Here is a 20,118-nt window from a genome sequence, read left to right as displayed (position 1 = left end):
ACCGTTTTTTCCTGAAATAGGAAGCATGTTGAGTAAACCCCCTTTCATGAAAGGTTCCGTCATGGCGAACAGCCAGCAGGCCAAGGCCGTCCTCCTCCGCGAACTGCACGAGAACGGCGTACTGGTACTGCCGAACGCCTGGGACGCCGGCAGCGCGGCGCTCATCGCCCAGGGCGGCGCCAAGGCCGTCGCCACCACCAGTGGCGGCGTGTCCTGGTCGGCGGGGAAGCCGGACCAGCAGGCGCTCAGCCGGGACGAGATGGCGGCCCTGGTGCGCCGGATCGTCGACGCCGTGGAGGTGCCGGTGACCGCCGACATCGAGGGCGGCTACGGGCCCGCGCCCGAAGACGTGGCGGCAACCGTCACCGCCGTGATCGAGGCCGGCGTGGCCGGCGTGAACCTCGAGGACTCCAAGCCGAACGGCGAGCTCTTCTCGGCCGAGGAGCAGGCGGCCAGGATCCGCGCCGCACGGCAGGCGGCGGAGCGCGCCGGGCTGCCGGAGCTGATGATCAACCTGCGGACCGACGTCTTCCTGTTCCAGATCGGCGCGCCCGAAGGCCGGCAGGCCGACGTGCTGGCCCGCGCGGCCGTCTACGCCGAGGCCGGGGCGGACGGCCTGTTCGTGCCGGGCCTGCTCGACCTCGCGGTGGTCGCGGAGCTGGTGAAGGGCCAGCCGCTGCCGGTCAACGTGATGGCCGGGCCCGGTGCGCCGACGGTGGCCGAGTTCGAGGCGGTCGGCGTGCGCCGGGTCAGCGTCGGCACCGCCATCGCCCAGGCCGCCTACGCCGTGGCCCACCGGGCCGCCGTCGAGATGGTCGGCAAGGGCACATACGACGAGATGGCCGACGCGCTGGACTTCGGCGCGGTGAACAGCAGCTTCAGCCGCTGAGACGGGCGGGGGGAGAGCTTCACAGTCTGAGACATGCCCACGCACGGGGCGCGGGTCGGCCCGGTGACATCGGACCGGCCCGCTTCCTGTGTTTTTCATGTGTATACGAGTCATCCACATCTGTATACGAGAGGTTGGGGGATCGGAATGGGGAGGCCTGAAAAACCAGTGGACGCCTCGGGCGGAGCGGTCGCGGACTTCGCGAGTCGTCTGCGCCGCCTGAGAATCGAGGCAGGCAGTCCGACGTACCGGGACATGGCCAGAACCGCCATGTACTCGGCGTCGGTACTGTCCAGCGCGGCCAACGGGCACCGGCTGCCCACCCTGCAGGTCGCGCTGGCCTATGTGGCCGCCTGCGGTGGCGACCGGGAGGAGTGGCGCCGGCGCTGGCTCGCGGTGGCGGCGAACAGCGGCGTACCGGTGGTGCCGCCGCGCCCGGCCGCACCGGTGGCGCAACCGATGTCCCGGGAGCCGACGGCCGGGGAGGCGTCGTCCGGGGAAGCGATACCCGAGGAGCGTCGGCCCCTGGCGCCGGCGCTCCCGAAACCCTGCCAACTGCCGCCCAGGCCCAAGACGTTGGTGGGCCGCGGCGAGGAGCTGACCCGACTCGGCTCGGCCCCGGCCGGCCCGGTGGTGATCAGCGGTCCGGTCGGCGTCGGCAAGAGCGAGCTGGCCCTGCACCACGCGCACAACCTGGCGCCGGACATGGTGGACGGTCAGCTCTACGCCGTTCTCGGCCCGGTGCCCGAGGGCGGGTACGACGTGACGGGCCTGCTCGGCGAGTTCCTCGCGGCCCTGGGGGTGCCCGCCGAGCAGATCCCGGCGGCGGCGGACCAGCGGGCCGGGCTCTACCGCTCCCTGCTCGCCCAGCGCAGGGTGCTCGTCCTGCTGGAGAACGTGCACTGCGAACGCCAGGTCCGCCCGCTGCTGGTCGACTCCGAGACCAGCAGCACCATCGTGGTCAGCCGCTCCTCACTGCTCGGCCTGCGCGATGTCCACCGGGTCCGGCTGGAGCCGTTGCCGAGGGCCGACTCCGTCGCCCTGATCGCCCGGGGGCTGCCGGAACGCGCTCAGGCCGACCCGGCCGGCGCCGACCGGCTGGCGGAGCTCTGCGGCGACCTGCCGCTGGCGCTGGACATCGCCACCCGCAGGCTGCTCGCGCGCCCCGAGATGTCGCTGCGCTGGGCCGTGAGCAGACTGGACCGCCCCGAGGCGCTACTGGACTGGCTGAGCGTCGGTGACCTCTCCATGCGTGAGGTCCTCAACTCGGCGCATGTCCAACTCAGCGACCAGGCGTCCGACTTGCTCGACCGGCTGGCGAACCTGCCGCAACCGGAGCTGCGGGGGGACGAATCAATCCTCGCCGGAGCCGACCAATTGATCGATGAGTTGGTCGAGGCGGGCATGCTCCGGCCCACCGAACGGCTCGGCGCGTACCGGCTCGATCCGCTGGCGCGGGCCTTCGTCGCGGACCGCGATCCGGCCCACAACCTGCTGCCCCGTCGTTCCGTGCCGTTCCCCCGGATCCGGCCCACGGCCGGGGACCGCCAGCTGACCTGACCCTCCGATCAATTCCTGTCCGATCGCACGTTGATTGTCCGCTCCGGACAAGCCTGCCGATCAACAGCCGCGCTCGCTGTACTCGTCCTACCGAACGGATCCGAACAGCAGAACGGACCGTTCACCTGCCCGCTCGAACGGGCGGTAGGACGAGTAGCGAGGTGGCAGAGAGCATGAGTAACCACGAGGTCGAGGTCCTGGCGATCGGCGCCGGCCCGTCCAACCTGGCCCTGGCGGTCGCGATCGAGGAGTCCGGTGCGACCGGACTCGCGGCCGACACGCTGATACTGGAGCAGCACGCGGACGTCGTATGGCAGCGCAACCTGCTGCTGCCGTTCGCCAGGAGCCAGGTCTCCTTCGTCAAGGACCTGGTGACGCTGCGCAACCCCCAGAGCCGTTTCTCCTTCCTCTCCTTCCTGCACGCCAAGGGCCGACTGGACGAGTTCGTCAACCTCGGCACCTTCAACCCCTTCCGCCGGGAGATCTCCGAGTACCTCCAGTGGGTGGCCAACTCCCTGGACCACGTGGGAATCCGCTACAACGCCAAGGTGCAGGGCGTCGCCCCGCGCAAGGCCGACGACGGCACCGTGATCGGCTGGCGGGTCACCCTCGCCGACGGCGACACCGTGGACACCCGTGACCTGGTGGTCGGCACCGGCCGCGACGCCCGCATACCCAAGGAGTTCGCCGGGCTGCCGCACGACCGGGTCATCCACAGCTCCCAGTACTCCACCCGGATCGCCCAGTACCCGATCGACCGCCCGGTGCGGGTGGTCGTGATCGGCGCCGCGCAGAGCGCAGCGGAGATGTTCGTCTCGGTCCACCAGGACCTGCCGCTCAGCCAGCCGACCCTGATACACCGCTCGATCGGTCTGATGAACTACCAGACCAGCAAGTTCGTCAACGAGTTGTTCTTCCCGTCCTTCATCGACGAGTTCCACGGCAGCTCCCCGGAGACCCGCAAGCAGATCCTCGACGAGATGCGCCAGACCAACTACGCCGGCCTGGCCGCCCCGTTCCTCGACGACACCTACATGATGCTCTACGAGCAGAAGCTGGCGGGTTCCCAGCGCTCCGCCGTCCGGTCGATGACCGAGGTGCTCTCGGCCCGCGAGGAGGACGGCGAGGTCGTCCTGGAGCTGCGCGACCGCAAGACCGGCCGTGTGGAGTCGTACCGCTGCGACCTGGTCCTGCTCGGCACCGGCTACGACCAGCGCATGCCCGCGATGGTCCGGAGCCTGGCCGACCAGGTGGGCCTGGACCGGATCGACGTCAACCGCCGCTACCGGGTGAACCTCGGCGAGGACGCCCGCGCCAACCTCTATCTGCAGGGCTTCAACGAGGCCACCCACGGCATCTCCGACTCGCTGCTGAGCGTGCTCGCACAGCGCTCGCACGAGATCACCACCGACCTGCTGGACCGCCGCAGCGTCGCCGCGTCGGCGGGGGTCCGCTGATGGAGATCCGTCGTCTGGACCGCGCCAACCTGACCCCCGCCTACGGCATCGAAGGAGAACGACTGCGGCCCTGGGACGTGCTCAACGCCCCCTTCGAGGGCGCCTGGTGCGTCGTCCGGGCCGGCGGGGAGTCCACCCCGCACAGCCACCACGAGTACGAGATCTTCATCGCCATGAGCGGCAACGCCGCCCTGGTGGTGGACGGGGTCGAGCACGAGTTCGCCGCCGGCGACATCGTCCACCTGCCGCCGGGCTGCACCCACAAGGTGGTCAACCCCTCCTCCGAGGACTTCGAGTACTACGGGATCTGGTGGGACACCGACATGTCGGAGGTCTTCCTGACCCGCCATCAGAAGGAGACCCCAGTATGAGCAAGCGCACGGCGGTGATCTCTCCCGCCCCGACGGCCAACGGCGACCTGCATCTCGGTCATCTGGCCGGTCCGTTCCTGGCCGCCGACGTCTTCACCCGCTATCAGCGCGCCGCCGGACGGGAGACCGTCTTCGGTACCGGCGCCCAGGACACCTCGACCTTCGTGGTCACCACCGCCCGGCGCCTGGGCACGACGCCCCAGGCCCTGGTCGCCGACTCCACAGCCAAGGTCGAGTCCACACTCGCCGCGATGGGCATCGCGGTGGACGGCTTCACCCGGGACGAGGAACGCTTCACCAAGCAGGTGCTGACCTTCGTCAGCCGGCTCCACGACGAGGGAAAGCTGGTCCTGCGGCCCACCCTCTTCCCCTACTCGCCCAGCACCGGGACCTACCTGGTGGACGGCTTCGTCAAGGGCGGCTGCCCGAACTGCCTGGCGGAGGGCTGCGCCGGACTCTGCGAGAGCTGCGGCCACCCCCTGGCGGCCGGCGATCTGATCGACCCCCGCTCCACCGAGAACCCCGAGGAGGCCCTGGAACTGCGCGAGGTCCCGGTCCTGGTGCTGCCACTGGAGGAGTACCGGGAACGGCTGCGGGAGTACTTCGCGAGCAGCGGCGCCGCGCTGCGGCCACACATGGCCCAGGCCGTCGAGGAGATGCTCGCCCGCCCCCTGCCGGACTTCCCCGTCACCTACCCGATCTCCTGGGGCATCCCCGCCCCGTTCCCCGAAGTTCCCGGACAGTGCGTCAACCCCAACGCCGAGACGATGGCCTGGTCCATCTATACGACCACCGTGTCCGCCGAGGCACGCGGCGACGTCCTGACCTCCGACGACCAACTCTGGTGGCCGGAGTCCGAGACCGAGGCCGTCTACTTCCTCGGCTTCGACAACACCTTCCCGTTCGCCATCGCCGGGGCGGCCATGCTGCTCGCCCTGGAGGACCGCTACGCCCTGCCGGCACGGTTCGTCACCAACGAGTTCTACGAACTGGAGCACCAGAAGTTCTCCACCAGCCGGGGCCACCTGGTCTGGGGGCAGGAACTCGCGGACCGGCTGCCACGGGACGTGGGCCGCTACCACCTGGCCGCCACCAGCCCGGAGAACCAGCGCACCAACTTCGGCTGGTCGGCGCTGGCCGCCGTCACCGGGGCCCGGCTGATCGAGCCGTGGAACCGGGTGGCCGCCAAGGCCGGACGGTGGGCCGGGCAGACCCTGCCGGTCTCCGCCGCCTCCCGCGAGGCCGCCGACCGGATCACCGAGCGGTTCGCCGCCTCCTACGAGCTGGACTCCTTCAGCCTCGTACGGACGGCGGAGACGCTGGCCGAGCAGCTGGGCCGGCTGGACCGCTGGGAGGTGACCGACGCGCAGGCGGGCGACTTCTGCCACCAGGTGGAGACGGTGCTGCGCAACGCCGCCCCGATCCTGATCGATCTCGCCGAGCGGGCCGGGGTCGACACGCGGCTCACCCGTGGTGACCTGACCACCGAGATCACGGTGAGGGAACTGCCACGGCTGGACGGCGGGGCGGTGTGACATGTCCACCGACGCACAACGCGTGCTGGTGGTCGGCGCCGGAGTGACCGGACTGCTCTCCGCGGTGCGGTGCGCCCTGGCCGGACACCACGTCACCGTACTGGACCGGGACGCCATCCCGAACCCCAACTCCACCTCCTTCGACCAGCACCGGGCCGTCCGCGCGCTCGACACGCACGACCTGGCCGCCTCCCGGCGGATCGCGGTGGCACACCGCCGCTGGATGGCACTGGAGGCCCTGACCGGCTCCAAGTTCTACCGCCGGGTCGGCATGATCACCGCCTGGTCGACCGACGAGGTCGACGAGGTGATGGAGGCGGCAGCCGCCGTCAACCTCCCGGTCAGCCTGATCGACCCGGCCACGGTGCCCCACGTCCGGTTCCCCGAGAACTCGGTCGGGGTGCTGGAACGCCACGGCGGCGTCCTGCTCGCCGACCACGCGCTCCAGGTGCTCGTCCGCTGGCTGAACGAGCAGCCGAACGTGACGCTCCGCCCCTGGCAGGAGGTCAAGGCGGTGGATCCGGAGACCGGACGGGTGTATCTGCCCGACGCGGAGTTCCTGGACGCCGATCTGACCCTGGTCGCCACCGGCCCCTGGTCGAAGGAGTTGGTCGACCTGCCGATGGTGCTGCACCGGCAGACCCTGGTCTACCTCAAGCCGCCGGAGCAGCTGGCCTCGGCCTGGGAGAACACCCCGGGCATCGGCCGGATCGGCACCTCGGGCCTGGCCTGGCTGCTGCCGCCGGGGGACGGGACGCTGCTCAAGGTCAGCTCGGCCTCGGTCTGCCGGGAGGCGGACGCGGTCACCACCGGCTCCCCCGTGGAGGAGCGCCGATGGGCCGAGCAGGTGCTGGCCGAGCGATTCCTGACCGAGCCCGACCGGTACACCGTGATCGCGGTCAAGCGCTGCCACTACCTGGTGGACGCCGAGACGGGCGCCGCCCACCTGGTCCGGATCGGCCCCAGCACCTGGGCCCGGACAGCCAGCGGAGGCGACGGCTTCCGCACCGCGCCGCTGGTCGCCGAACGGATTCTCGAAGCACTCACCACTGACTTCCAAGGGGAGACGATATGACGGCCGACGACCGCGTGCTGCTGGTGATCGGCAGCGGGCTCAGTGTCTACCGCGAGTACCTGATCGAGTCCGCCGCCCGGCGGGCGGCCGAGCTGGACCTCAAGCTGGTCCTGGTCAACAACCTCAAGCCCACCTGGCAGCACGACTACTTCGACGAGATCACCGTGGTCAACGTGTTCGACCACGACGAACTCCGCGCCGCCGCCAGGGAGATCGCGGGCCGCCGGACCGTGGTCGGGCTGTTCTGCTACGACGAACCGCTGGTGATGCCGGCCGCCGAGCTGGCCGCCGAGTTCGGAGTGCCGGGCCTGGGCCTGGCCGGGGTGGAGGGCTGCCGGGACAAGCACCGCACCCGGTCGATGCTCACCGCCGCCGGGCTCCCCCAGCCCGGGTTCGAGCTGACCGACACACTGGAGCAGGCCCGCGAGGTGGCCGCCCGCGTCGGGTATCCGGTGGTCGTCAAGCCACGGGCGCTGGGCGCCTCGATGGGCGTCGTGCTCGCCGAGGACGAGACGCAGCTGGACCAGGCCTATCTGATCGCCTCGAACGCCAGCCTGGTCGGTGACGAACCGTACCGGGGCGGGGCGATCGTGGAGGGCTACGCCGACGGTCCCGAGATCAGCGTCGACGGCGTGGTGCACCAGGGCGAGTACCGGGCGATGTTCGTGGCACGCAAGGAGACCGGTCACTACCCGTACTTCGAAGAGGTGGGCCATGTCGTGGACGCGGCCGACCCGCTGCTGGAGGACCAGGAACTGATCGGCGTCCTGACCAAGGCGCACGAAGTACTCGGCGTGGAGAACGGGCTGACCCACACCGAGGTCAAGCTCACCACCTACGGCCCCGTGATCATCGAGATCAACGGCCGGCTCGGCGGGGACCTGATCCCCTTCCTCGGCCGGATCGCCACCGGCATCGACCCCGGCGAACTGCTGGTGGAGGTCGCCGCCGGACACCGTCCGGACACCGCCTTCACCCGGCACGCGGTCGCCGGCATCCGCTTCGGCTACCCGACCGAGGACGCCACCGTCCGCGAGGTACGCGTGCCGACCGACCTGCCGGGGCTGGTGACCGCCTCCCCGATGGTCGAACCGGGCACCGAGCTGCGGCTCCCGCCCGGCGGATACCTGGCCCGGCACTCCTTCGTGGTCTGCACCGGCGAGGACCGCAGGACCTGCGCGGAGCGTCTCGACACCGCCATAGCGGCCGTCGAGCTGGACGCCGAGCCGCTGGAGCGCAAGGACGTGGCCGCGCGGCTGGAGATGCCGGCCGGACTGCTGGACGCGGACGTATGAGCATCGACTACAACGGCCGCCAGTTCCGCAAACTGGCCGCAGCGGACGGGGTGACGGCCCAGTACCACCAGAAGGACGACCTGGTGTGGGCGGACTTCGCCGGTGGCCCGGTCCGCCGGGGGAGCGTCAACGGGATCTGCGAGCCGGACGGCACCCTCCGCCTCGCCTACACGATGGTGCTGGACGGCGGCGACGTCATCGCCGGAAGCACCGTCAACACCCCTGAACAGGACATCGAGTTCGGGCTGCTGCTCCGCGAGGAGTGGAAGCGGTACACGCCGCGCTCCGAGACCGGCGTCTCGTACCTGGCGGAAGTGACGGAACCGGAGGAAGCGGGATGACCGACTGGGAGGGCCTGCGCGAGCAGGTCGACGGAACAGTGCGGCTGCCGGGAGAGCCCGGCTTCGAGGAGAACAGCAGCGCGTTCAACAAGCGCTACGCGGACGTCCGCCCGGCCGGGGTGCTCTCGGTCGCGAGCGTCGCGGACGTCGCCCGGGGCATCGCCTGGGCCCGGGAGCAGGGGCTGCCGGTGGTGGCCCGCGGCGGCGGCCACAGCTACGCCGGCCAGGCCGCCTCCACGGGACTGGTGCTCGACCTGCGCGGTCTGAACACCGTCACGGTGGACCGCGAGCGGGAACTGGTCACGGTCGGCGGCGGGGCCGTCTCCGGCGAGCTGTACGCCGAGCTCCAGCGCCACGATCTGGCGGTCCCGCTCGGCAACTCGGACGAGGTCGGCATCGGTGGCCTCACCCTCGGCGGCGGCGTGGCCGCGGTGTCCCGGGCGTTCGGGCTCACCTGCGACTCCCTCGTGGAGACGGAGGTCGTGCTCGCCGACGGCACGCTGGTCACCTGCAACGAGACCGACCACGCCGACCTGTTCTGGGCCTGCAAGGGCGGCGGTGGCGGCAACTTCGGGATCAACACCTCCTTCACCTTCCAGGCCAGGCCGACGGTCGCCAGCTCCACCTGTCTCGTGGTGTGGCCGCTGGACGACGCCGAGGCGGTACTGCCGGTGATGCAGCGGATCATGCGGGACGCACCCGACAGGTTCGCCGCCCGGATCGGCGTGAGCCGGTCCGGGGACGACGACGGGATCGTCTCGGTGATCGGCCAGCATCTGGGCCCGGCCTCGGAGTTGCGCGAACTGCTCGCCCCCGCCCTGAAGACCGGCTCACCGTCCACGACGGACATCGAGGACCGCAGCTACTGGGAGGCCAAGGACTACCTGCGCCACGAGACATCGGGCGACCCGTTCGCGGTCCGCACCCGGACGGTCACCGAACCGCTCACCGAGGCCGGCGTCGACACCATCCTGACCGCCCTGCGCAAGTGGCCCGGCAGCGGCAACCCCGACGGGGCCGGCATCGCCCTGTTCACCTGGGGCGGCGCCATCAACCGGGTGCCCGTCACCGAGACCGCCTTCCCCCACCGGGACGTGCTCTTCCTGATCTCGATGGACACGTCCTGGTCCACCGAGGACCCCGAGAGGGTGCGCCGGGACAACCTCGAATGGCTCACCGAACTGCACGCCGCGATGGGCGAACACGCCCGGGACGCCTCGTACGTCAACTTCGCCGACCCCGACCTGCCCGAGGCCCAGGCCGCCTACTTCGGCCCCAACCTCGACCGGCTTCGCGAGATCAAGCACCGCTACGACCCCGAGCGGGTCTTCACCTTCAACCAGGCCATCTAGCCGAAGAGGAGACGCCATGTCACCCGATCTGCGCGGCACGATGCGCAACTTCGCCACCGGTGTCTGTGTCGCCGCGACCTACGCGGACCGTGAGAGTCTCCGCCGCCACGACGCGGTGACGCTCAACTCGCTGACCTCCGTGTCGCTCGACCCGCCGCTGGTCTCGCTCTCGCTGCACCGCGACTCCCAGTTCCTGAGCGATCTGCTCGACACCAAGAAGTGGGCGATCTCCATCCTGGACAGCGACGCCGAGCCCTTGGCCCGGCAGCTCGCCAAGGGCCGCGACGCCCGCGCCGAGGCGGTCGCCGCCCTCCCGGCCACCCCCGGACCGGTCACCGGAGCCCTGATGCTGGACGCCCAGTGCAGCCTCGAATGCGTGCTCTGGGACAGCTTCGACCTCGGCGACCACACGATGGTCATCGGTGAGGTGGTCTCCACCGGCAACCGCGACCAGCAGCCTCCCCTGCTCTTCCTGCACGGCAACTTCCACCAGCTGGCGACCGCCACCACCAAGGAGTCCTGACATGACGAACACCCAGGCGGTCCCCAACACCGCCGCCGAGATCCTCGCCGCCGCCAAGGCCCTCGCCCCGCAGCTGCGGGAACGCGCGGTGGAGATCGAGCAGAACCGCCGCCTCCCCGCCGACGTCGTCGAACTGATCCGCGCGACCGGCGCGTTCCGGATGGGATTCAGCAAGGCCTGGGGCGGCCCGGAGCTGACCTCGATCGAGCAGACCGAGGTGGTCGAGGCCCTGGCCTACGGCGACTCCGGGGCCGGCTGGGCCGCGATGATCGGGATGGACTCCGGCCTCTACGCCTCGTTCCTCGACGAGACCGTCGCCAAGGAGATGTTCCCCCGGCTGGACATGGCCACCGCCGGTCTGCTCTTCCCCACCGGTCGTGCCGAACGCGTGGACGGCGGATACCGTCTGACCGGAAGGTGGCAGTTCGGCAGCGGCATCACCCACGCCGACTGGGTGATCTCCGGCGCCTTCATCTACGAGGACGGCGAACCCTTCCTCGTCGACGGCTCGCACGACTCCATCCTGCTGATGGTGCCGCAGGAGGACGTCGAGATCATCGACACCTGGCACACCACCGGCCTCGCCGGCAGCGGCAGTTGCGACTACGCGATCCACGACGTGTTCGTCCCCGAGGAGCGCACCCTCACCTTCGGCGCCGTCCGCAACGGCGAGGGCCCGCTGGCCCAGCCCGAGGTGCACATGCGCAACATGCCCGGCGTCCCGCTCGGCGTCGCCCGCGCCGCGCTGGACTGGGTGCGCGCCAAGGTGGTGGCCAAGCCCGGCTGGTCCGACAACTGGCGGGTGCAGGTCACCCTGGCCGAGTGCGAGGCCGACTTCAACGCCACCCGCAGCGCGGTCTACGGCGCGATGCGGCGCCAGTGGGACGTGCTGGAGGCGGGCGGCACCCTCGACGACCTCACCGCCGACGAGCGCGCCGCGCTCCCCCTGTCCCGACTGCACGCCTTCCGCACCGTCCGCTCCATCGTGATGCGGCTCTACGACGTGATGCAGACCGCCGCGATCTACAAGCCCAGCCCGCTCGACCGCTGGCTCCGCGACACCATGACGATGTGCCAGCACGTGGTGGCCCAGGACAAGATCCTGCAGTCCGCCGGCGCCCACCTCCTGGGCAGCAGGCCCAGCTTCCCGCTCAGCCTCGGGATCACCGGCTGACCGCTTCGGAACACCCACAGCCCCGATTCGCCACGCCCCGGAAGGACTCCCGCCATGACCGAACTCCTCGCACCCGAGACCGAGCTGACCCCCCGTCGGGCACGCCTCAGGAACTATGTGATGTGCCGCCCCGAGCACTTCGAGGTGACCTACAGCATCAACCCGTGGATGAACCCCGAGAAGCCCACCGACAAGGCGCTGGCCATCGCCCAGTGGGAGAACCTGCGCACCGTGTTCGCCGAGCTCGGCCACTACGTCCAGACCATCACCCCCGCCCCCGGGCTGCCGGACATGGTGTTCGCCGCGAACGGCGCCCTCGTGGTGGACGACAAGGTCCTGATATCCAGGTTCCGCCACCCCGAGCGCCAGGCCGAGGCCGACCTGTGGGCCGACTGGTTCCGGGACCACGGCTACCGCGAAGTGGTCCAGGCCGCCTTCACGAGCGAGGGCGAGGGCGACTACGTGACGACCGGCAGAGCCATCCTGGCCGGCAACGGCTTCCGCTCCGACCCCCGCTCCCAGGCCGAGGCCGAGGCGCTGTTCGGCCGCCCGGTGGTCAGCCTGAAGCTGATCGACCCGCGCTTCTACCACCTGGACACCGCGCTGGCCGCGCTCGACGACGACGAGATCGTGTACTACCCGGGCGCCTTCGACACCGAGAGCCTGCGGGTGCTGGAGACCCTGTTCCCGAACGCCGTGCTCGCGGACGAGGAGGACGCCCTGCTCTTCGGGCTCAACCTGGTCTCCGACGGATGCAACGTCATCCTCCCCGAGCCCGCCACCGCCCTCGCGGCCAAGCTCCGCGCCCGTGGCTTCCACACCCAGCACGTGGACCTGTCCGAGCTGCTCAAGGCGGGCGGCAGCGTCAAGTGCTGCACGCTCGAGATCCGCCACTGACCCCCTCCCCCTTCGTTCCGGTACAGGAGAAACACCATGAGCGAGCAGCCCTGGATCATCGTCGGCTACGTCAATGTCCTCCCCTACATCAAGGAGTTCGCCCCCGGCTCGGTGATCGTCGTCGACGAGCCGGACGTGATCCGCAAGTGCGATGTCAAGAACGCCCTCGAAGGCGCCCCGATGCTCCGCGAGCTGATCGAGTGGGAGTACCAGCTCCCGGCCGCGGCGGACGAGTTCTTCAACACCTATCCCGACCTCGACCCGGCCGTGGTGGCCCCGCTGGTCGAGTACGCCACACCGTTCGCGGCCCGGCTGGCCGAGCGTTACGGCCTGCCGGGGGCGGGGGCCGGAGCGGCCCGGATCATGCGGGACAAGTCGCTGCTGCGCCGGGTGACCAGGGCCGCGGGCGTCCTCAACCCCGCCTCCCAGGAGGTCACCTCCCCCCAGGAGGTGCTGGAGTTCTCCGCCGCCCACCCCGGCTCGCTGGTCCTCAAACCCGCCAACCGGCAGGCCTCCGTCGGCACCAAGGTGCTGCACTCGCTGGACGACCTGGACGCCGTCTGGGCGGAGTGCACCAGTCAGGACGAGGGCGACCGGGTGCCGGACCGGGAGCGCGAACTGCGGATGCTGATCGAGCAGTACGTGCACGGCGAGGAGTACAGCGTCGAACTGCTCGTCAGCGACGGGGAGGTGCTGTTCTCCAACGTCACCGGCAAGCTGCTCTATCCGGGCCCGCGCCCGATCGAGCTGGGGCACACCGTGCCGGCCGCCGGCATCCCGGCTTCGCTGAGCGAGCTGCTGGTGTCCCAGACCGAGACGGTGCTGCGCGCGGTCGGCTTCGGCAGCGGCATGGTGCACTGCGAGTGGATCGTCAGCGACGGCCGCCCGTATCTGGTGGAGTGCGCCGGCCGGTTCCCCGGCGACGGCATCCCGATGCTGATCGAGGACGCGTACGGGATCAACCTGGCCGGGGCGTTCTACACCGTCATGCAGGGCCGCCGCCCGGAGCCGCTGCCCCGGCAGGCGGCGGGCGGTGCCGCGATCCGCTTCATGGAGGCGGCACCCGGCGAGGTGGTGTCGGTCGACGGCGCCGAGGAGGCGGGCCGGCTGCCGGGCGTGCTCTCGCTCTCCCTGCACCTGAAGCCCGGCGACACCGTACGCGAGCTGCAGAGCTCCTGGGACCGGGTGGGCTCGGTGATGACCAGGGGAGCCACCTCGGCGGAGGCCCTGCGCAACGCCGAGGCGGTGATCGACACGATCCGGATCACCACGGTCTGAATGCGCCGACACCAGGCACGTCCCCGCGACCGGTCGCCCACCACCAGGGCCCCCTCGCCACCGCCCTCACGGGAGCGGTGGCGAGGGCGTTTGTGGGAGCGGTGCGCCGGCCCCCTAAAGCACAGGGGCGCCCGGGGTCTTTCAGGGGCGCGGGGCTGTATCGATTTGCGGCTCCGCCGCGTGGGCGCGACCAGCCCCCACTCACCCGCACCCGCCGGACAACCCCCACCCCCGAGCTCCCAGGCACCCAAAGGCCGAGGTTTCGCACGCCCCATTGACGCGCCCGAGCCTCCCACATACCTTCGCCCGTCGAAGCGCTTCGACGTCACGCATCGAAACGATTCGACGGCACCGTTCGAAACACGGTACGGCCGCGTGACGCCCCGAGATCCATCCGACTCCCCTGGAGGCACAGGATGTTGACGGCACGAAAGCGTACGACGGCGGTGGCCGCGGCGGTTCTGAGCGGGGCCCTGCTGCTGGCGTCCTGCGGCGGCTCGGAGAGCGGGTCGGGCGACGGCGACACGCTCCGGCTGTGGCACTACGAGAGCCCCGACAGCGCGATGGGCGTGGCCTGGGCGGAGGCGATCAAGGAGTTCGAGAGAACGCATCCCGGGGTCGAGGTCGAGTTCGAGGAGAAAGGTTTCGAGCAGATCCAGAAGACCGCCCCGATGATCCTCAACTCCTCCGACGCACCCGACCTGATGGAGTACAACAAGGGCAACGCCACCGCCGGGCTCCTCTCCAAACAGGGCCTCCTCACCGACCTCACCGGCGAGGTCACGAAACGCGGCTGGGACAAGAAGCTCAGCGCGGGCGTCCGCACGACCAGCCAGTACGACGCCGACGGGGTGATGGGCTCCGGCAAGTGGTACGGCGTGCCGAACTACGCCGAGTACACGATGGTCTTCTACAACAAGGACCTCTTCGAGAAGTACGGCATCGAGGAGCCCACCACCCTCGCCGAACTCACCGCCGCGATGGACGAGTTCGTCGACGAGGGCATCACCCCGCTCGCCAACGCCGGCTCCGAGTACATGGCGCAGCAGTACCTCTACCAGCTGGCGCTCAGCAAGGCGGACCGCGCCTGGGTGGACTCGTACGAGCTGTACCAGGGCGAGCCCGACTTCCATGACGCGGCCTGGACGTACGGTGCGCAGACGTTCGCCGACTGGGTGAAGAAGGGCTACATCAGCGAGAAGTCCAGCGGCACCAAGGCCGAGGACGCGGGTGTCTCCTTCATCCAGGGCAAGTCGCCGATCCTGTTCTCGGGGAGCTGGTGGTACGGCCGCTTCAAGACGGAGACCAAGTTCGACTGGGGCACCTTCCTGTGGCCCGACACCGACCTCACGCTCGGCTCCGGCGGCAACCTCTGGGTCGTCCCCAAGGGCGCGGGGAACAAGGAACTCGCGTACGACTTCATCGACATCACCATGTCGGAGAAGATCCAGAACCTGCTCGGCAACAAGGGCGGCGTCCCGGTGGCCGCCGACCCGGCCGCCATCACCGATCCGCAGGCCAAGGATCTCATCGCCGACTTCAACACCCTGTCCGACAGGGACGGCCTGGCCTTCTACCCGGACTGGCCGGTCCCCGGCTACTACGACGTCCTCGTCTCCGAGACCCAGAAGCTGATCACCGGCGGCACGAAACCGGACGCCTATCTGGACGCGATCGGGGAGGCGTACGAGAAGGACGCGCCGAAGCGATGACGGTGACGACCGTCGAACGGGGCGAGCGGGCCGTGGGCAAGCACGACCACTCCGGCCCGCGCCGCCCCCGCGACTCCTACGCCCTCTTCCTCCTCCCCGGTGCCCTCGCCTTCCTCGCCGTCGTCGTCGTGCCGTTCCTGATGAACGCGGGCGTGAGCTTCACCGACTGGCAGGGGGTGGGCAGCCCTCAGTGGTCGGGGCTCGCCAACTACCGGGAGCTGATGGACGACGCCGACTTCTGGGCGTCGTTCCGGCACAGCCTGTTCATGGTGGTCGCCATGGCCGTCGTACCGACGGCCGTCGGACTCGTCCTCGCCGCCGCCCTGTTCGACTACATCGGCAAGCACTACGGCTCGAAGGTCGTCGCCGTGCTGCGCGCCTGCTTCTACCTCCCCCAGGTGCTGCCGATCGCGGTCGCCGGCGTCGTCTGGAGCTGGATCCTCGCCCCCGAGAACGGCTCCCTCAACGAACTCCTCAAGGCGGTCGGCCTCGGCTCCTGGCAGCAGGACTGGCTGGGCGACCCCGACCTCGCGCTGTACACCGTGATGGGCGTGATGGTCTGGGTGCAGCTCGGCTTCCCGCTGGTCGTCTTCATGGCGGGCCTCGGGCGCGTCGACCCCCAGCTGTACGAGGCCGCCGAACTGGACGGCGCCGGCTGGTGGCGCCGCTTCCGGCACATCACGGTCCCCCAGATCCGCCCGGAGATGTACGTCGTGCTGACCTGGTGCACGATCGCCGCGCTGAAGGTGTTCGGCGCGGTGTACGTCCTGACGAAGGGCGGCCCGGGCGGCGCCACGAACGTGCCCTCGTACTTCTCCTTCACCACGTTCTTCGAGAAGACGCAGGTCGGCTATGGCGCCGCGATCTCCACGGTGCTCACGGTGCTCATCCTCGCCCTCTCCCTGATCGGCCTGAAGTTCCAGACCCGCGCCGAGGACGCCGAGGAGGGGCCACGCGCATGACGACAGCCGTACGCCGTTACCCGGTGCTCATCGCCCTGGTGATCGCGGCCCTGTTCATGGTCGTCCCGTTCCTGATCGTCACCGTCAACGCGCTCAAGTCCCCGGCGGAGTACGCCCAGAACGGGCCCCTCAGCCTCCCCGAGGGCGTCCATCTCGACGCTCTGAAGGACTTCTGGGAGCGCGTCGACTACGGCCAGAAGCTCATCAACTCGCTTCTGATCAGCGGTTCCGTCGCCGCCCTGGCCGTCGTCCTGTCCATCCTCAACGCGTACGCGATCGGCATCGGCCGCATCAGGGGCCGTACCTGGGTGCTGGCGTTCTTCGTGCTCGCGAACATGCTGCCGCACGAGGCGCTGGTCTACCCGATCTACTACCTGAGCAAGGAAGCGGGCCTCTACGACACCCGTCTGAGCGTGATCATCGTCTTCACGGTGATCCAGGCGGCCTTCGGCACGTACCTCCTCTCCGCCGTGCTCGGCACGTTCCCGCGCGAGATCATCGAGGCGGCCCGCATCGACGGCGCGACCAAGTGGCAGATCCTCTGGCGGATCGTCGTCCCCGTCAGCCGCCCCACCCTCGGCGTACTCCTGGTCTTCTTCTTCATCTGGACCTGGAACGAGTTCCTGCTCCCCCTGGTCATGCTGATCTCCAACGACAACCAGACGGTGTCGGTGGCACTCGGCGTCCTCCAGGGCCAGCACCTGATGGACGCGACCATGACCAACGCGGCGGCGCTCCTGGGCGTCCTGCCCGCCCTCGTCTTCTTCCTCGTCTTCCAACGCACCCTCACCCGCGGCATCGCCGTGGGCGCCGTGAAGTAAGGACCCCCCACATGAAGTTCACCGATGGTTACTGGCTGCTGCGCGAGGGCGTCACCGCGGCGTACCCGGCCGAGGCCCTGGACGTCACCGAGGCGGACGGCGTACTGGAGATCCACGCGCCGACCAGACCCATCCGCAGCCGCGGCGACCTGATGACGGGACCGGTGATGACCATCCACGCGCACACCCCGATGCCCGACGTCATCGGCCTCACCCTCACCCACTTCTCGGGCGAGCAGCCGCGCGGCCCCGAGTTCGAACTCACCGAGGACGAGACCACCCCACAGATCTCGTACGACGACGACCACGCGACCCTGACCTCGGGCGCCCTGTCGGTCCGGGTCGCCCGCGGCGGCCCCTGGCACGTGGAGTTCCTGGCCCACGGCCGCGCCCTCACCGGCAGCGGCCACAAGAACATGGGCATCATGCGCGACGCCACCGGCGCGCACTATCTGCGCGAGCAGCTCAACCTCGGTGTGGGTACCTCCGTCTACGGTCTCGGCGAACGCTTCGGCCCGCTGGTCAAGAACGGCCAGGTCGTCGACATCTGGCAGGCCGACGGCGGCACGTGCAGCGAACTGGCGTACAAGAACGTCCCGTTCTTCCTGACGGACGCGGGCTACGGCGTCTTCGTCGACCACCCCGGCAAGGTGTCGTTCGAGGTGGCGTCCGAAGTCGTATCGAGGGTCCAGTTCAGCGCGGAGACCCAGGAGTTGACGTACTACGTCATCTACGGCCCCACCCCGAAGGACATCCTCCGCAAGTACACGGCGCTGACGGGCCGCCCGGCGCTCCCGCCCGCCTGGTCGTTCGGCCTCTGGCTCTCGACGTCCTTCACCACCTCCTACGACGAGGAGACGGTGACGTCGTTCATCGACGGTATGCGGGAGCGCGCGCTCCCCCTCTCCGTCTTCCACTTCGACTGCTTCTGGATGCGCGAGTTCCACTGGTGCGACTTCCAGTGGGACCCCCGGGTCTTCCCCGACCCGGAGGGCATGCTGGCCCGCCTCAAGGCGCGCGGGCTGCGGGTCTGCGTGTGGATCAACCCGTACATCGCCCAGCGGTCCCCGCTCTTCGCGGAGGGCAAGGCCGCCGGATATCTGCTGAAGCGGCCGGACGGCAGCGTATGGCAGTGGGACATGTGGCAGCCGGGCATGGCCCTGGTCGACTTCACCAACCCGGCGGCCCGCGCCTGGTACGCGGCGAAGCTCGAAGCGCTCCTCGCCCAGGGCGTCGACTGCTTCAAGACCGACTTCGGCGAACGGGTCCCCGTGGACGTGACCTGGTCCGACGGCTCGGACCCGGAGCGGATGCACAACTACTACACGTACCTCTACAACCGCACCGTCTTCGACGTCCTGCGCAAACACCGCGGCGAGGGCGAGGCCGTCCTCTTCGCCCGCTCGGCGACCACCGGTGGCCAGCGCTTTCCCGTCCACTGGGGCGGCGACTGCGAGGCGACGTACGAGTCGATGGCCGAATCCCTGCGCGGCGGCCTGTCGCTCGGCCTGTCCGGCTTCGGCTACTGGAGCCACGACATCGGCGGCTTCGAGGGCACCCCGACCCCCGCCCTGTTCAAACGCTGGATCGCCTTCGGCCTGCTCTCCTCCCACAGCAGGCTCCACGGCAGTTCCTCGTACCGGGTCCCCTGGCTCTTCGACGAGGAGTCGGTCGACGTCCTGCGCACCTTCACCCGTCTGAAGCTCAGCCTCATGCCCTACCTCTACGAGGCCGCGCGCACCGCCCACACCGAGGGCGTGCCGATGATGCGGGCGATGGTCCTGGAGTTCCCCGACGACCCCGGCTGCGCACACCTGGAACGCCAGTACATGCTCGGCCCCGACCTCCTCGTCGCCCCCGTCTTCAGCGACGAGGGCGACGTCACGTACTACGTCCCCGAGGGCACCTGGACCCACTTCCTGACCGGCGACACGGTCACCGGCCCCCGCTGGGTCCGCGAACGCCACGGCTTCGACAGCGTGCCCCTGCTGGTCCGCCCCGGCGCGGTCGTCCCGGTCGGCGCGGTGACGGACCGCCCCGACTACGACCACGCCGACGGCGTCACCCTCCGCGCCCACCGTCTGGAGCGCGGCGCCCAGGTCACGGTCCCGGTGGCCGGCATCACCTTCACCGTCGTACGCGAGGGCAACGTCCTACGGGCCTCGTGCAGCGACCCGAGGGCACCGTGGGGCCTGGCGGCGGGCGACCGCGAGGTCCGGGCCCGGGCGGGCACCGGTTTTCTGACGATGGAACTGGAACGGGAACCCGAAGCAGAGCCGGGTCCGGGCCTGGACGCGGAAACGGCAGGTGACGCGTGATGGTGAAGATCACTGATGTGGCCCGGCACGCCGGCGTCTCCCCGAGCACCGTCTCCTACGCCCTCAGCGGCAAACGCCCCATCTCGGCGGAGACCCGTGCCCGGGTGGAGGCGTCCATCCGCGAACTGGGCTACCGCCCGCACGCGGGCGCCCGGGCCCTGGCCAGCAACAAGTCGAACGTCCTGGCGATGGTGGTGCCGTTACGCCCCGGCATCAACGTCCCGGTCGTCATGCAGTTCGCGGTCTCGGTGGTCACCACGGCCCGCGAACACGACCACGACGTACTGCTCCTCACCCAGGAGGAGGGCGAGGAGGGCCTGCGCCGGGTGGCGGACACCGCCCTCGTGGACGCGTTCATCGTGATGGACGTCCAACTCCACGATCCCCGCATCCCGTTGCTCCGTGCTCTGGACCGCCCCTCGGTGATGATCGGCTTCCCCGCCGAACCGTCCGGCCTGACCTGCATAGACCTGGACTTCAAGGCGGCGGGCGAACTGTGCGTGGAGCACCTGGCCGGCCTCGGCCACCGAGTGATCGGCCTGGTCGGCTCGCCCCCGG

The 20,118-nt window shown here is 70.0% G+C and carries 18 protein-coding genes; all 18 read left to right on the top strand.

The genetic code is table 11. The features are described 5' to 3' along the window. The first annotated feature begins 61 nt into the window (after positions 1-61). Positions 62-889, top strand: coding sequence for an isocitrate lyase/PEP mutase family protein (locus STRIP9103_RS24395; RefSeq protein WP_048820899.1), 828 nt, complete (start codon positions 62-64; stop codon positions 887-889). Between the two features lie 255 nt (positions 890-1,144). Then, positions 1,145-2,449 carry an ATP-binding protein gene (locus tag STRIP9103_RS24390; protein WP_234022281.1) on the top strand — a complete coding sequence of 435 codons (1,305 nt, stop codon included), beginning with the start codon at positions 1,145-1,147 and terminating at the stop codon, positions 2,447-2,449. 173 nt (positions 2,450-2,622) lie between these two features. Beyond that, positions 2,623-3,906 (top strand): lysine N(6)-hydroxylase/L-ornithine N(5)-oxygenase family protein, encoded by a 1,284-nt coding sequence (locus STRIP9103_RS24385; protein WP_048820897.1) that lies wholly within the window; start codon positions 2,623-2,625, stop codon positions 3,904-3,906. Next, positions 3,906-4,277 (top strand): cupin domain-containing protein, encoded by a 372-nt coding sequence (locus STRIP9103_RS24380; protein ID WP_009321195.1) that lies wholly within the window; start codon positions 3,906-3,908, stop codon positions 4,275-4,277. Before STRIP9103_RS24385 ends, STRIP9103_RS24380 begins: the two co-directional genes overlap by 1 nt. Continuing rightward, positions 4,274-5,812, top strand: coding sequence for a class I tRNA ligase family protein (locus tag STRIP9103_RS24375; protein WP_009321191.1), 1,539 nt, complete (start codon positions 4,274-4,276; stop codon positions 5,810-5,812). The genes STRIP9103_RS24380 and STRIP9103_RS24375 overlap by 4 nt, the downstream gene beginning before the upstream one ends. 1 nt (position 5,813) lies before the next feature. Next, positions 5,814-6,887, top strand: a complete 1,074-nt coding sequence (locus STRIP9103_RS24370) for an NAD(P)/FAD-dependent oxidoreductase (RefSeq protein WP_009321188.1) — start codon at positions 5,814-5,816, stop codon at positions 6,885-6,887. Beyond that, a complete protein-coding gene (locus tag STRIP9103_RS24365; RefSeq protein WP_009321190.1) occupies positions 6,884-8,182 on the top strand; it encodes an ATP-grasp domain-containing protein in 1,299 nt (432 codons plus the stop codon). Before STRIP9103_RS24370 ends, STRIP9103_RS24365 begins: the two co-directional genes overlap by 4 nt. After that, positions 8,179-8,523 (top strand): hypothetical protein, encoded by a 345-nt coding sequence (locus tag STRIP9103_RS24360; RefSeq protein WP_009321207.1) that lies wholly within the window; start codon positions 8,179-8,181, stop codon positions 8,521-8,523. The genes STRIP9103_RS24365 and STRIP9103_RS24360 overlap by 4 nt, the downstream gene beginning before the upstream one ends. Further along, entirely contained in the window at positions 8,520-9,875 is a 1,356-nt protein-coding gene (locus STRIP9103_RS24355; RefSeq protein WP_009321198.1) for an FAD-binding oxidoreductase, read from the top strand. Before STRIP9103_RS24360 ends, STRIP9103_RS24355 begins: the two co-directional genes overlap by 4 nt. Before the next feature lie 16 nt (positions 9,876-9,891). Beyond that, positions 9,892-10,398: a flavin reductase family protein gene (locus tag STRIP9103_RS24350; protein ID WP_009321200.1), complete on the top strand. Its 507-nt coding sequence runs from the start codon at positions 9,892-9,894 to the stop codon at positions 10,396-10,398. Position 10,399: 1 nt separating this feature from the next. Then, entirely contained in the window at positions 10,400-11,572 is a 1,173-nt protein-coding gene (locus STRIP9103_RS24345) for an acyl-CoA dehydrogenase family protein (protein WP_009321194.1), read from the top strand. Between the two features lie 54 nt (positions 11,573-11,626). After that, a complete protein-coding gene (gene ddaH, locus STRIP9103_RS24340; protein WP_009321192.1) occupies positions 11,627-12,469 on the top strand; it encodes a dimethylargininase in 843 nt (280 codons plus the stop codon). A gap of 36 nt (positions 12,470-12,505) precedes the next feature. Continuing rightward, on the top strand, positions 12,506-13,747 hold the full coding sequence (locus tag STRIP9103_RS24335) for an ATP-grasp domain-containing protein (RefSeq protein WP_009321185.1): 1,242 nt from the start codon (positions 12,506-12,508) through the stop codon (positions 13,745-13,747). A 416-nt stretch (positions 13,748-14,163) separates the two neighbouring features. Next, positions 14,164-15,459 carry an extracellular solute-binding protein gene (locus tag STRIP9103_RS24330; protein WP_009321206.1) on the top strand — a complete coding sequence of 432 codons (1,296 nt, stop codon included), beginning with the start codon at positions 14,164-14,166 and terminating at the stop codon, positions 15,457-15,459. Beyond that, a complete protein-coding gene (locus tag STRIP9103_RS24325; protein ID WP_009321196.1) occupies positions 15,456-16,421 on the top strand; it encodes a carbohydrate ABC transporter permease in 966 nt (321 codons plus the stop codon). The genes STRIP9103_RS24330 and STRIP9103_RS24325 overlap by 4 nt, the downstream gene beginning before the upstream one ends. After that, positions 16,418-17,242 carry a carbohydrate ABC transporter permease gene (locus STRIP9103_RS24320; RefSeq protein WP_009321201.1) on the top strand — a complete coding sequence of 275 codons (825 nt, stop codon included), beginning with the start codon at positions 16,418-16,420 and terminating at the stop codon, positions 17,240-17,242. Before STRIP9103_RS24325 ends, STRIP9103_RS24320 begins: the two co-directional genes overlap by 4 nt. Positions 17,243-17,253: 11 nt before the next feature. Next, complete coding sequence (yicI, locus tag STRIP9103_RS24315) at positions 17,254-19,560, top strand: alpha-xylosidase (protein ID WP_009321187.1); 2,307 nt, start codon at positions 17,254-17,256, stop codon at positions 19,558-19,560. Beyond that, positions 19,560-20,118, top strand: a 559-nt coding sequence (locus tag STRIP9103_RS24310; protein ID WP_009321184.1) for a LacI family DNA-binding transcriptional regulator, incomplete at its 3' end; no start/stop codon positions are given. The genes yicI and STRIP9103_RS24310, both read left to right, overlap by 1 nt.

Origin of the sequence: Streptomyces ipomoeae 91-03 (assembly GCF_000317595.1) — a bacterium.
GTDB classification, from domain to species: Bacteria; Actinomycetota; Actinomycetes; order Streptomycetales; family Streptomycetaceae; genus Streptomyces; species Streptomyces ipomoeae.
Note: the sequence above shows the minus strand (reverse complement) of the source record. Positions and strands in the feature narration are given on the sequence as shown.